Genomic DNA, 13,522 nt, shown 5'->3' with positions numbered 1-13,522 from the left:
CGAACAAGTCGGCTTTTCTGGGCACTCTTTGAGCCAGCAAAGAGTGTCTGGCGCGCATCAATTCATGCCAAGTAAACCACCGGACTTAAGCGCGACATACAATCAAACTCAGCTGAAATATACACTGAACCCAAACGGGAGTACTGCGGTGCGGCACATGGATTAAATTCAGGTTATTGTGGCTTGCACAGTCATGGCAGTTGGGCGGATAAGTGACTAGGTCACTGCTAGTAGAAGTGGCGATAGACCACATTTAACTGACCTTCGCTCAGACCCGCCATGTCAGCATATTGAACGCCAAGATCAACAGCACTGTTTTCAAGGCCAAGATACGTCATCGTGACAGAGCCTTTATATTTGAAGTCACTGTTCGCATATTGGTTCCAGACGGTGTTCGCCGACAGCGCCATTTTTATATCGTGGCGGAAGTAGCTGAACAGGCCCATGTCAATAGCGAATGCTCCCCATGCCTTTTCGGTATTCATCGATAGCTCAGTACCGAAAGTCGTAAAAATATTAACCGCACTGTTTACCTGGTGGCTCAGTCCTAATCCGCCTGCGATAAAAAAGCGCTTATTATCCCGTTCGGTAAAATCAGTCCCCCGATCCCATTGAACGGAAAAATGACCAGACAGGCCGCCAAACAGAGGATCATATGGCAGGTAACTGTGTATGCCATATAAGGTGAAGTTGTCCAGATTAAGCTCCCGTTGACTTGCACTAACGGATATCTTGAGCAGCTCCAGCGATGATTCACTGAACGCATTACGGTTATCGTCCATCAGGGTATGTGAGGCGGGTAGCCAAGTCCCTGTTAATTCCGGAACGCCTTCCGGCGACCAGCGTGTTCCGACCTGCCATTGGGCATCTTTATTCCGCTTGATCGGATTCTTGAAATTACTCAAGTCGACCGCGTAGGACGCAAACTGTGCCTCATAGGCAGCCAGTCTCCTGTTGTTTTCAGTATAAGATTCAGGAGTGATATTCTCATTGTCCAGCAAATATTGATTCATAGCCTGAGCGAATTCCCAGGTAAGGAATTGCTCTTCGACGGGAATGTCTGTGCCGCTGAAGCGGGTTTGTAAATCGCCTGTACTGAGTTGATCCAGCAGCAACTGCTTGGTTGAATCTTGCTGATTGGCGCCATATGCACGCAACTTCCAGCCGGTTGAAGGCGTAATACTGGTTTGCTGAATCATGTGATGCTGGCTCGCCAGTTGTATTACATCCAGCGGACTGAGCCAGTCGCGGCGGTGTTTCATTAGTTCCGGGTTGGCAATCGCCAGTAAATTCAGCGTAATGGATGCACAATTTTGGTTGTGGAAAAAATAATCAACTCGGGTGTCTTTTAACTCCCACAAATGTAGTTGAATGAGTTTTTTATTTTTTACTGAAATATCCAGCTGGTATTCAAATACATTTCTGCCTTCGATGTCTTTATAAAAATTCAGGCTTTCCTGGTAGGGTGAAACAATAAAATAGCCTTCTTTCCCTACGACCAGAGAATCGAACATGATTTTGGGTAAATTGAACCCATCTACTTCCGTAAAAAATGAGACAGCATGGCCTGGATCTGTTTCATTCTCACTGAGCTTGATAAAAGTATGGCCCATGAAGCTGCTGGGACTCATCAGGTTTTCTGAGGCATAGGCAAGACTGATTGTCTTTGCAGACACCGCATCTAAAAATTCCTGTAGCTCAGGGCAGCGGGAAAAATCAAGTGGGGCGACCTGAGGGCTGTATTCAGACAGCCATTGTGCTCTGGCCGGAAAACGGCAGGTGTAGTCCTGAGCCTTTGCAGGGTTTGTTAGTTGCGCTAAATTGGCTTTAATTTCTGCCTGAATATTGGTTGGCTGGGACGAGAAATAAAAACTGGCGTCGTCTATATTGAGTGAATGATCACTCACGTGAAGCAGTGTAGCGAACTGGGCTATGGCAAAGGCGTCATCGCTTACAGCGGCAGAAGGCACCATAGTTACCGCCATGGCAGGCTGGATGCCCGAGACACAAAAAAAAGAAGCCCCGAAAAGGCTTCTCAACATCAGTTGTTTATCAAACTGCATGGTTAGCTGAAACTTAGTTACAGTTGATTTGCAGGGTATCCTGATAACGCCACATCTTTTCAGAAGCGAAGTCGGTTGTTGAACCGAATGCACCACCAGACAGGATGTTCACAAAGAAAGTGGGCTCAACTTCTTTGTTCAGTGCGATTTGCTGCTCACATTCTTCTGAAGTTACTTTCAGCGTTTTGTTTTTGTTTTCTTTCTTCACTGTAATAATGCCCGGCGCAGTTTGCTCGATGCCATCAACTTCCACGGTGAATTTCTTACCAGAAGAAGAAACAACATTAATGCGCTGATTTTCGTCAGTCAGAATTGTTGAACAACCAACAGCAGTCAGTGCCGCACCTGCAACAACTAGGGTTTTCAATACTTGCATGATATATCCAATAGATAATAATGATAATAAGCGCGATGATTATACATTCAATTTTGTATTTGACAATACTCTGACATGGAGTTGTTTTTTTATTTTGTTAAATGGTTGTGTTGTTTTTTTAATTAAAATTAAATCTATTTATTGCAAAAATACAATATTCAAATGTGTTTTTATGTCATCCTAAGTTTCACGTTACTCTTTAGAGTCTGTATTTGCCTTTAGGGTATTTTATTATTTGAATAAAGAATATCTTTGATTTTATGTCAGAGTACGGCTTTTGGTTTCATTGCAAGCGGACTGAGCAGAGTAAGCCGGTGAAAATCACAGGGCTGAGTGAAGAAGGCGCTTTACTGACCATTGATAAAGACGGCTTTTCTCATGCCTGTCAAACGGGCTTCAGATTGAGTTCATCGTGCCCAACGAAGCTGCGAAAAATATGCCTTCACTTTTTACGGCGACGCATCGCAAGTGTAACAAGTGAGAGTATGGCGGAAAACTTATGAGGTAAAGGACTAGCTTCCCGGCATGGCTGATGTCTCTCTGTAAGAGAGCATAATTGCGCTGATGACTTAAATGCCTTTACCACTATACAACCTCGGCGCACTGCGGTGCGGCACATGGATTAAATTCAGGTGATTGTGCCGTGCCCAGCGCACTGTCATGGCGGTGGGAGCCGATAAGGTGACCAGCGTGCTGATTTTGGCGCGGACGGCTTTCTGAATCAGCTCCAGGCTGCAGCGGCTGGTCATCACGGCGAAGCCGGATTGCGGGTCGATGCGGGCGGTCGTCATGGCACCGATCAGTTTGTCCAGCGCGTTGTGGCGGCCGATATCTTCCCGGCACAGCTGAATATTCCCCCCGCCGTCGACATAGAGCGCTGCGTGCAGGGCACCGCTGCTGCGGGCCACTGTCTGTGCATCACTGATGCGCGCACGTAAATTGCGCAGCAGGCTGGCTTGGGGGGGCGGAACCGGCGTCAGCGGCGTTAAGGGCGGAAGTGCCTGTTCAATGGCTTCCACACCACAAATGCCACAGCCGCTGGTGCCTGCCAGCTGGCGGCGGTGATTTTTCAGTGACCAGAAAGCGCGGTTTGAAATCTTGACTTCGGCATGGTGGGAATCGCAGCCAGCAGTGAGGGTGATGTCGTAGATTTCGCTCACCGAGCGAACAATATCGTTACTCAGGCTGAAGCCTTTGACGAAATCTTCAATATTGCCCGGTGTCAACATCATCACGGCCTGACTGATACCGTTGTAACTGATAGACAGCGCAGTTTCGCTGGCTAACACGGCACTGTGTGTGATTGGGTTGTCTGGCGCAATGTCATCGTGCAACTCAACATAACGGAATGTATCAGGCGCAGGCGGTGCCGCATTCACATCTGCGATTTCAGATTGTTTGTTATCAATTTCATTCATCTTATTGCCTGACGTCGGTTTTAAACCCTGATACAGACAGGCTACTCAACAGTCCGTCGGAAGTCCAATGGCTTGTTTTGATGGACTGATAAGGCCTGTCTCTTGCCTGTTATTGTTTGTGCCGTCTGGCTCTGGTTGCGTTATAAGTCACACCCTTAGGTTGGTGTTATTTGGGAAACTGCGTCTGTCTGAAATAAAAACGGTATCTATCAATAATGGTGTAAATCGAGTAATTGTTGTGGGGTATTGATGTTTTGCAGTCGGGGATCGTTCAGCGCGCAGTCTACTGCCACGACATCATGGCGGGTCAGGATCGCCATCAGGCTGCGCTCGCCCGATTGCCAGGCCTGTTGCAATACGGGGAGCAGATGTTTGGGGATCAGGCTGAACATGGGCTGCCACTGCTGGCCCTGCCGCACCATGACGGGCCGCGGTGTATTGGCCGAGGCGGCATCCAGCATCTGACTGACGAGGGACTGGTCTATCATGGGCGCATCGCAGGGAAACAGCAGCAGCCAGTCGTGTTTTGCCGCAGTCAGTCCTTTCAGAATGCCGGTTAATGGGCCGGGAAAGCCGCTGACATCGTCGGTCAGTATATGGTCACAGTATGTGGCGTACTGCTCGGTATTGCGGTTGCAGGAGATCAGCAGGTCATCTGTCAGCGGCCTGACAACGTCAAACAGGCTGGCAATTAACGGCCTGCCGCGAAAGGGAACCAGCCCCTTGTCTTTGCCTCCCATTCGGGAACCCTGCCCGCCGGCAAGAAGGAGAACGGAAAAGCAAAGGGAAGTCGGTTTCATCGCGATAACAGCCAGGTAAAATATACCCCTAAAAAATATACTGTTTTTGCGTGCCAGTCCAATAAAGGAGACTGATGAACTGATAGACAGGGTTTATCAGGCGGGCTGCCGTCCTCAATGACTGGCAGCCCGTTTTACTGAGGTGTCACGAGAGGCTGCTTATCAGTGTAGTACGTATTCATGTGAGGGTTACCCTGTTTGCCGTAGCAAGGGGCAGTTGAAAGATGTCTATCATTAGCGATTACAGAGTGGCTGTCAGCAGATCGACTTTCTGCACGGGCTCTCAGCTACAGAGCCCGGTGAATGAATGTATAAGTCATTTTGGTTAATCAGATAAATATTGCTGTTTGTATTTAGACGCTTTGGCAAAAAAGGGCAAGGTACTGCCAATTAAAATAATCACCCCAGCCAGTTCAATGGTTTCATATTCAATCAGTATAAAAGCGGAAATTAAAAAGATCAGCGTGAGTGATGAAATGAGAAATATATGAAAGTAAGGGTGTCGTTTAGAAAATTTCGCATATCCAACAATCATCATCAGCCTCTTCTATCGTGTAAATCACAGAAAACGCATGCGTCAAAGCATTAACCCTATAGTCAGCTTGAGGTTTTTAAGTTTTATTCTCTGAAGTATATGACAGGTTCCGTTGGATTTCTGACTTTCTGCTCAACAGCGAGAGTCGGGGAGGGATTGCTTGTTGGTGCTCACTTACCGGCGAGTGACTGAGGCAATGTATGGAAAATGAGAAGTCGTTTACCTGAGGATGATGTTAAGTCTTTGAAGCGTTAAGCTCCCCCTCCCAGATTCGGGAAGGGGAGGTTCAGGTTTATTTCAGATCAAATCGATCGGCGTTCATGACTTTAGTCCAGGCGCTGACGAAGTCGTTAACGAACTTCTCTTTGCCATCGCTGCCGCCATACACTTCCGAAATGGCACGCAGTTGCGAGTTGGCACCAAACACCAGATCGACACGGGTTGCCGTCCATTTCACCTGACCTGTTTTCCGGTCGCGGCCTTCGAACTCATCGGCGGCGTCTGAGGTCGGTTGCCATTCGGTGTTCATATCCAGCAGATTGACAAAGAAGTCGTTTGTCAGCACGCCCGGTTTGTCGGTGAATACACCGTGTTTCGAACCACCGAAGTTGGCATTCAGTGCACGCATACCCCCGAGCAGCACTGTCATTTCCGGTGCCGTCAGGGTGAGCAGCTGGGCACGGTCCAGCAGCATTTCTTCGGCCGAAACTGTGTATTTGGTTTTCATGTAGTTACGGAAACCATCAGCGACTGGCTCGAGCACATCGAACGATTCTGCATCCGTCTGATCATCGGTGGCATCGGTACGGCCTGGTGAGAAGGGCACATTCACGCTGAAACCTGCGTCTTTTGCGGCTTTCTCAACAGCTGCAGCGCCACCAAGAACAATCAGATCAGCCAGTGACACGGCCTTGTTGCTTGATTGTGCTGAGTTGAAGTCTTTTTGAATCCCTTCAAAGGTGCTCAGGACTTTCTTCAGTTGTCCGGGTTGGTTCACTTCCCAGCCGTTTTGCGGTGACAGACGAATACGGGCACCATTTGCGCCACCACGGCAGTCAGAGCCGCGGAATGTGGCGGCTGACGACCAGGCGGTGTAAACCAGTTCTGTCACACTCAAGCCAGAGTTGAGTATGGTTTGCTTCAGTGCGGCAATATCACTGTCGTTGATAAGATCATGATCGACGGCGGGTACCGGGTCTTGCCAGATCAGATCTTCGGCGGGCACTTCAGGGCCCAGATAGCGCGCTTTAGGGCCCATATCGCGGTGAGTCAGTTTGAACCAGGCCCGGGCAAAGGCATCAGCAAATTCCTCAGGATTGGCACGGAAGTGTTCTGAAATCTTGCGATATTCAGGATCTTCGCGCATCGACATATCCGCTGTTGTCATCATGATATTGACGCGTTGTGAAGCATCTTCCGGATCGGGTGCCTGGTTTTTATCTGTGACGTTTTTCACTTTCCATTGGTTGGCACCGGCCGGGCTCTTGGTCAGCTCCCACTCATTACCCAGCAGCATCTCGAAATAGGTGTTGTCCCATTTGGTCGGGGTCGGCGTCCAGGCTCCTTCCAGTCCACTGGTTATTGAATCGCGACCTTTACCTTTTCCGTGGGCATTTTTCCAGCCGAGGCCCATTTGCTCGATGGGCGCGGCTTCCGGATCAGGGCCAACCAGCGCCGCATCACCGGCACCATGGCATTTACCAAAGGTGTGTCCACCGGCTGTCAGCGCGACGGTTTCATAATCGTTCATCGCCATACGGGCGAAGGTTTCACGCACATCGCGGCCGGATCCCAACGGGTCAGGGTTACCGTCCGGTCCTTCCGGGTTCACGTAAATCAGGCCCATTTGCACCGCGGCCAGCGGGTTTTCTAAATCACGCTCGCCGCTATAACGCTTGTTATCCAGCCAGACATCTTCAGCGCCCCAGTAAATATCTTCCTCCGGCTCCCAGATATCGGCCCGTCCGCCACCAAAGCCAAAGGTTTTGAACCCCATGGATTCAAGGGCAACGTTGCCGGTAAGAATAAAGAGATCGGCCCAGGAGAGTTTATTGCCGTATTTTTGTTTCACCGGCCACAGCAAGCGGCGGGCTTTATCCAGGTTGCCGTTATCCGGCCAGCTGTTCAATGGCGCGAAACGCTGATTACCGGTTGATGCACCGCCACGGCCGTCGCCGGTACGATAGGTGCCTGCTGCGTGCCAGGCCATACGTATCATGAGCGGGCCATAGTGACCGTAGTCTGCCGGCCACCAGTCTTGCGAGTCGGTCAACACGTTCTCAATATCTTGCTTAACGGCTTTCAGGTCGAGTTTTTTGAATTCTTCTGCATAGTTGAAGCCTTCACCCAGAGGGTTTGACTTTTTATCGTTCTGATGGAGGATTTTGAGGTTCAACTGATTCGGCCACCAATCTTCATTCCTTGTTCCCGCGCCGCGAAGGTTGGTATTGCTGCCATGCATTACTGGGCATCCACCCGTAGTGGTACCTTTGCCGTTGCTCATACATTGCTCCTTGAGAATTAGTGTAGGGTGTGGTGTATCTCAGTTACACACTTGAATATAGACCGACTGGCAATCGGATAAAGACGTTTTTATCAATGACAACAATCGGTTTTTTCAATAGAGAGCAGAGGATGGTGCCAAGTGAGGGGGGCCGAGCGCTGGCGCGGGAAATCCGTGCTGTTATTTACCTAAGAATATGAGTGGTGGAATATTTCCCGGTAACCTGACGCTGTCGTATGTTTATCGACGCGCCAGATAACCAGAGCAGGCAGCAAAGCCATCAAGCTATTTATGTTGTTGTTCCAGATGTTGATTAATGATTTCTGCCAGACGTCGAATGGCATCTGTGTGACTTTCATCCAGCTCAAAAGAAGTATTCAGCCTCAGGCAATGGTTAAATTGCTTGCCGGGCGAAAACATCTTGCCCGGTGCAATCGTAATGTTTTCTGCCAGTGCCTGGGTGTAAATTGCCATCGTATCTGAGGTGACAGGTAATCGCAGCCAAACGAAATAACTGCCTTCCGCAGGCTCGATTTCGACGTCAGGGGAAAGCGTTTGTGTCAGCAGCCTGCACATCGCCTTTTTACGTTTGTCTAAGGTTCGCCTCAGCTGCCTCAGGTGGTGCTCGTAGTTCCGGGTACTGAGGTAATCAACCAGTGCGAGCTGAATGGGTACGCTGGTGGTCAGGGTACTCATCAGTTGAAGCTTTTGAATGTCTGTGGCCCGTTTTCCGGCGGCCACCCAGCCGATTCTGAAGCCGGCAACCAATGATTTGGAAAAGGATGAACACAGCATCACATTCCCGCTGGTATCAAAGGCTTTGGCCGGAAGTGGTTGTTCATTGCCTGCGTAGAGTTCGCTATAGACATCATCTTCGATGAGCGCAACCTGATAGTTGTTCAGCAGCGATATTAACTGCCGCTTTTTTTGCTCTGTCAGCGTGAACCCGAGTGGGTTCTGGTGATTGGTCATCAGCCAGCAGGCTTTGACCGGATGTGACTGAAACGCGCGTTCCAGCGACGTTAGATCAATGCCGGTTTGGGGATCCGTTCTCACCGACAGCGCTTTCAGCCCGAGACGTTCCAGCGACTGAAGCGCACCGTAAAATGTCGGGGATTCCACTACCACCCAATCGCCGGGGCGGGTTACTGCCTGCAGGCTCAGGTTCAGGGCCTCGAGAGCACCTGCGGTAATCACGATTTCATCGGGGGCGATACTGATGCCTTTAGCGGCGTAGCGCTGGGCAATCATGGCGCGCAGCGTGTCATTGCCCGGCGGCAGGTTATCCAGTGCATTGGAAACCGGTATGCTGCGGGCGGCATGCATCAGGGATTTATTCACCTGATACCGTGGATACAGGTTGGGGTCCGGGTAGGCAAACGCAAAGTTGATCATATACGGCTTTCTGCAGGCTTGCAGGACATCGAAAATGAAACTGTTGATGTCGACAGCCTCGGCCGTTTCGACTGCAGCGTTGTAAGGCAGGGGGCTGATCCGGATGCTTTCGGCCACCGTATAACCGGAGCGGGGGTGCGCAACCAGCCAGCCCTGTGATTCCAGTTGCTGATAAGCATGCATGACGGTCATCAGACTCATGCCAGAGTGCGCGGCCTGCTTTCTGAGTGATGGCATTTTTTCACCGGCACGCCAGATACCCGATTCAATTTGATGGCGGATTTGAGACGCCAACTGTTCATACTTCGCCAATCTTAGCCTCAGATCCCGTGGCTGAATTTACTGAAAATATAACAATTTTTTAATAAAACTGTTATAGGTTTTAAGTCTGGTTCTGTATCTTTTTTTTCAGTCGGGTTCTTTCAATATAAGCGTGCTTTTCAATGACTCAATAGGAAGCTTATGTTTGGACTCGATGCTTTCATGCTCGCGCGAATACAGTTCGCATTTACTGTCTCTTTTCACATCATTTTCCCGGCCATCACCATAGGATTGGCAAGCTATCTGGCGGTTCTGGAAGGTCTCTGGTTGAAAACCCGTCAAGAAGATTACAAAACGCTGTACCACTTCTGGTCAAAAATTTTTGCCGTGAACTTCGGTATGGGTGTGGTTTCCGGGTTAGTAATGGCTTACCAGTTTGGCACAAACTGGAGTGGTTTTTCTGAGTTTGCCGGCAGCATTACCGGGCCGTTACTGACCTACGAGGTGCTGACCGCATTTTTTCTGGAAGCCGGGTTTCTGGGTGTCATGCTTTTTGGCTGGAAGCGCGTCGGGGATAATCTGCACTTTTTTGCGACCTGCATGGTGGCGCTCGGCACCATCATTTCGACGTTCTGGATTCTGGCGTCGAACAGCTGGATGCATACGCCGCAGGGCCACGAAATCATCGACGGACAAGTGGTGCCTGTTGACTGGTTTGCGGTGATCTTTAACCCGTCATTTCCCTATCGGTTGATGCATATGGGGGTCGCGGCTTTTCTCAGCTGTGCCCTGTTTGTCGGCGCGTCTGCGGCATGGCATCTGCTGAAGGGCAATCAAAGCAGTGCGGTGCGGACTATGTTTTCCATGTCGATGTGGATGCTGGTTTTGGTGGCGCCCATTCAAGCATTTATCGGCGATCTGCATGGACTGAATACCCTGAAGTATCAGCCGGCCAAAATCGCAGCGATTGAAGGACACTGGGATAACAGCACCGGAGAGCCGACGCCGCTGATTCTGTTCGGCTGGCCGAACATGGAGACAGAGCGCACCGATTATGCGATTGAAATTCCGGCCATGGCGAGCCTGATTCTGAAGCACAGCCTGACCGAGCCCATTCCGGCGTTAAAGGATTTTCCGGCAGATGAACGGCCGTACTCGCCGTTAATCTTTTGGTCATTTCGCATCATGGTGGCTTTGGGATTGCTGATGATTGGGCAGGGGCTGGTCAGTGTGTGGCTGCGCAAGAGAAACAGACTGTATCAGCATAAAGGATTCCTGACGTTTTCTCTGTGGATGGGGCCAGCCGGACTGATTGCCATTCTGGCGGGCTGGATCACCACGGAAGTAGGGCGTCAGCCTTGGGTGGTTCACGGGTTGCTGAGAACCGATGCCGCAGTGTCTGCCCATGGCGACTTGCATATGAGTATCAGCCTGCTGACGTTCTTTGTGGTGTACAGCCTGGTATTCGGATTTGGTTATTACTACATGGTCCATCAGATTCAAAAAGGGCCGCAGCCGGATGATGAAGACACCGCCCATGATCTGCCGACAGTTTCCGGTCGGATTTAATCCATGAATGTTTGAATGATTAACAAGGAGAGACACGGCTATGGGTGTGGATTTATCGGTATTGTGGTTTGGCATCATTGTGTTTGCCACGCTGATGTATATCACTATGGATGGCTTTGATCTGGGGATCGGTATTTTGATGCCCCTGGTCAAAAGTGATGAACAAAAAGATGTCATGGTCAATTCAGTGGCGCCAGTCTGGGATGGCAATGAAACTTGGCTGGTACTGGGAGGAGCCAGTTTATTCGGGGCTTTTCCGCTGGCTTATGCGGTGATTATTGATGCCCTGACAATCCCATTAACTGTGATGCTGATAGCACTGATTTTCAGAGGGGTGGCGTTTGAGTTCCGCTTTAAAGCATTGCCTTCACATCTGGGTTTTTGGGATAAAGCCTTTATGGCGGGATCGCTGGTTGCCACTTTTTGCCAGGGAATTGTGGTTGGTGCAGTGATTGAAGGGTTTCAGGTTGAGGGCAGGCAGTTTGCGGGTGGTGCATTGGACTGGCTGGCACCGTTTCCGCTGTTTTGCGGTCTGGGGCTGGTCATTGCGTACGCATTACTGGGATGTACCTGGCTGACAATGAAAACAGAAGGAGAACTGCAAGCGACTATGTACCAGCTGGCGCCAAAAATTTTGTTGCAACTGTTGGCAGTCATCGGGGTTGTCAGCGTGTGGACGCCTTTGGCGCACCCGGAAATTGCTGCGCGATGGTTCAGTTTGCCGAATTTAATTTACTTTTCCCCCGTACCGATCCTGACGGCGTTTCTGGCCACACTGTTGGTGATGTCGGTGAAAAAACGCCGAGAAATCCAGCCCTTTGTGGCTGCGCTTGGCATCATTTTCCTGGGGTTCAGCGGGCTTGGAATCAGCTTATGGCCGAATATTATTCCGCCGGACGTGTCCATCTGGCAGGCAGCAGCGCCGCCTCAGAGTCAAGGGTTTATGCTGGTGGGCGCTTTGTTCATTATTCCCTTCATTCTGCTGTACACCTTCTGGAGCTATACCGTGTTCAGCGGCAAAGTGGACCCGCAGGAAAGCTATCACTGACAGGAGGCAAGGGTGAAGAGAATGACGGATACTTTGAAGCAATACGGGTGGCTGGTGCTGATCTGGAGTATCAGTGTGGCAGCTTTAACCTGTATCTCCTGGCTTTTTCGGGCACTGATGACAGCGGCGGGTTTAACCGCTTAAGCGAATCAAAACCCCAATAATCTAAAAATCCGATGACGCGTCGTCATCGGATTTTTTTCACTGAAAAATCAGGATTTTTTCAGTTTTTTCTTCAGTTTTTTCAGTTTACCTTCGTGCTTGGCGACTTTCGCTTTGCGCACTTTGATTTCTTTTTTCAGTTTTTTTGCTTTTTTAGACACTTTTGCCATTTTCATTCTCCGGTTGGTTCAACGTTTGAGGAAAAATGGCTGACATGAAAGGAACAGCTTTCACCTAACCTATCAACCTGGCCATTCTGGCCGCATGCATGTGCTAAGCCGCTGGTCACTGAGATTGTGCGTTTTCTTTCACAAACTGACGGATAAACCGACGCACTTCACGGGCGGCGCTGGTATCCATTTCTTCGCATAAAACAACAAAGGCATCACGTTCTTCACCATTAATTCTGATGATTAACTGACTGTCTTTCTTCATTGCTTTTGATTTCTTGCGACTAACCATGCCGGCTCACTGTGACACACACATATACAATGTATATACATTCGATAGCGTTTTGGCAAATCAGTGATCTGAAATCTGCGCGGAAACGCTGACGTACAGATATTACATATGTTTCATGAAATCGCCGCCTATTCATTGGCAATCCAGCCAGGCGGAACGGCCTGTGGGTGTATTTTCCAACCCGATCAGGAGTGATAATGAATACTTACTTTGTGATGAAGAACGGTCATCAATACTCGGCGAGTGTAAAAGTCAGCGATGATGAACTTAATCTTCAGTTTGCAGCCTGCAAAGCGGCATCTGTGACCCTTGTGTCTGATACAGTCGTTGCCGAATCTGAGGAAAAAGCCATCCGGCAGGTAAAATCGATCGCTTATCAAACCACAGTCATTGCGTTGGTGGGGTTCATCAACACCTTATGCATGTTGTTTGTGGCAGAGACCGCGGTAAACCTGGTGATCATGATGGTTGCCATTTTATTTATGGTCGGTGTGTCCGGCAAGGCACGGGATCTTGAAAGTGAAGCGCTGAAAGCATTGCGCAAAGCGTCGACATGATCACTAAGCAACGCAAGAGATCATAATGACATTAATAATAATGGCACTGTGTCTGATGACATTTTACCTCTACTTCAACAAAGAGGAGGTTATTTATTTTGACGCATTACTTTCTGTACTGGTGATGATTGTTTATATCACGGCTTATATTAATTTTTCGGCTGACTTCCCCCCGCATATCAAGCGCGCCGGTTTGATTTGTGAACTGCTGCCTGCCGCTTCGCTCTGTGCCATCTTATTTCCTGACTGGAATACCCGTTTCTCACAAGATGTGACTGTCAGGTTGGGGTGGGCAGGTTTGCTATTGTCGTTCATTATTTTGGCATCACTGGTCATCTTGATTGGTTGAGCAGACGGTATGTGTCCGGTGTTG

General features: G+C 49.5%; 13 protein-coding genes. 5 read left to right on the top strand and 8 right to left on the bottom strand.

From position 1 onward, the window contains the following. Positions 1-227: 227 nt before the first annotated feature. The 7 genes from P0Y67_RS17715 to P0Y67_RS17685 form a co-directional block, all read right to left on the bottom strand. Positions 228-2,042: an Lnb N-terminal periplasmic domain-containing protein gene (locus P0Y67_RS17715; RefSeq protein ID WP_342392968.1), complete on the bottom strand. Its 1,815-nt coding sequence runs from the start codon at positions 2,040-2,042 to the stop codon at positions 228-230. A 34-nt stretch (positions 2,043-2,076) separates the two neighbouring features. After that, positions 2,077-2,439, bottom strand: coding sequence for an adenosine deaminase (locus P0Y67_RS17710; RefSeq protein WP_342392967.1), 363 nt, complete (start codon positions 2,437-2,439; stop codon positions 2,077-2,079). 569 nt (positions 2,440-3,008) lie between these two features. Beyond that, on the bottom strand, positions 3,009-3,857 hold the full coding sequence (gene fdhD / locus P0Y67_RS17705) for a formate dehydrogenase accessory sulfurtransferase FdhD (RefSeq protein WP_342392966.1): 849 nt from the start codon (positions 3,855-3,857) through the stop codon (positions 3,009-3,011). Positions 3,858-4,066: 209 nt separating this feature from the next. After that, positions 4,067-4,657 (bottom strand): molybdenum cofactor guanylyltransferase MobA, encoded by a 591-nt coding sequence (gene mobA / locus P0Y67_RS17700; protein ID WP_342392965.1) that lies wholly within the window; start codon positions 4,655-4,657, stop codon positions 4,067-4,069. 325 nt (positions 4,658-4,982) lie between these two features. Continuing rightward, positions 4,983-5,195: a hypothetical protein gene (locus P0Y67_RS17695; protein ID WP_342392964.1), complete on the bottom strand. Its 213-nt coding sequence runs from the start codon at positions 5,193-5,195 to the stop codon at positions 4,983-4,985. 289 nt (positions 5,196-5,484) lie between these two features. Beyond that, positions 5,485-7,695 (bottom strand): catalase/peroxidase HPI, encoded by a 2,211-nt coding sequence (katG, locus tag P0Y67_RS17690; protein WP_342392963.1) that lies wholly within the window; start codon positions 7,693-7,695, stop codon positions 5,485-5,487. Positions 7,696-7,980: 285 nt separating this feature from the next. Continuing rightward, positions 7,981-9,402 (bottom strand): aminotransferase-like domain-containing protein, encoded by a 1,422-nt coding sequence (locus P0Y67_RS17685; RefSeq protein WP_342392962.1) that lies wholly within the window; start codon positions 9,400-9,402, stop codon positions 7,981-7,983. Between the two features lie 150 nt (positions 9,403-9,552). On the opposite strand from P0Y67_RS17685, the gene P0Y67_RS17680 reads away from it, so the two are divergent. From P0Y67_RS17680 to P0Y67_RS17670, 3 genes are read left to right on the top strand one after another with little or no spacing between them, the layout of a single operon-like run. Further along, on the top strand, positions 9,553-10,920 hold the full coding sequence (locus P0Y67_RS17680) for a cytochrome ubiquinol oxidase subunit I (RefSeq protein ID WP_342392961.1): 1,368 nt from the start codon (positions 9,553-9,555) through the stop codon (positions 10,918-10,920). Positions 10,921-10,960: 40 nt separating this feature from the next. Beyond that, entirely contained in the window at positions 10,961-11,968 is a 1,008-nt protein-coding gene (gene cydB, locus P0Y67_RS17675) for a cytochrome d ubiquinol oxidase subunit II (protein ID WP_342392960.1), read from the top strand. 21 nt (positions 11,969-11,989) lie between these two features. Beyond that, the gene (locus P0Y67_RS17670) at positions 11,990-12,112 is read left to right on the top strand and encodes a DUF2474 domain-containing protein (RefSeq protein WP_342392959.1); all 123 of its coding nucleotides are present in this window, start codon (positions 11,990-11,992) and stop codon (positions 12,110-12,112) included. A gap of 303 nt (positions 12,113-12,415) precedes the next feature. Here the strand turns inward: P0Y67_RS17670 and P0Y67_RS17665 are convergent, their stop codons facing one another. Beyond that, positions 12,416-12,592 carry a hypothetical protein gene (locus tag P0Y67_RS17665; RefSeq protein WP_342392958.1) on the bottom strand — a complete coding sequence of 59 codons (177 nt, stop codon included), beginning with the start codon at positions 12,590-12,592 and terminating at the stop codon, positions 12,416-12,418. A 197-nt stretch (positions 12,593-12,789) separates the two neighbouring features. On the opposite strand from P0Y67_RS17665, the gene P0Y67_RS17660 reads away from it, so the two are divergent. Beyond that, positions 12,790-13,149: a hypothetical protein gene (locus P0Y67_RS17660; protein ID WP_342392957.1), complete on the top strand. Its 360-nt coding sequence runs from the start codon at positions 12,790-12,792 to the stop codon at positions 13,147-13,149. A 55-nt stretch (positions 13,150-13,204) separates the two neighbouring features. Continuing rightward, entirely contained in the window at positions 13,205-13,498 is a 294-nt protein-coding gene (locus tag P0Y67_RS17655; protein ID WP_342392956.1) for a hypothetical protein, read from the top strand. Positions 13,499-13,522 lie beyond the last annotated feature (24 nt).

This window comes from Photobacterium sp. SP02, assembly GCF_038519165.1.
Lineage (GTDB): Bacteria > Pseudomonadota > Gammaproteobacteria > Enterobacterales > Vibrionaceae > Photobacterium > Photobacterium halotolerans.
Note: the sequence above shows the minus strand (reverse complement) of the source record. Positions and strands in the feature narration are given on the sequence as shown.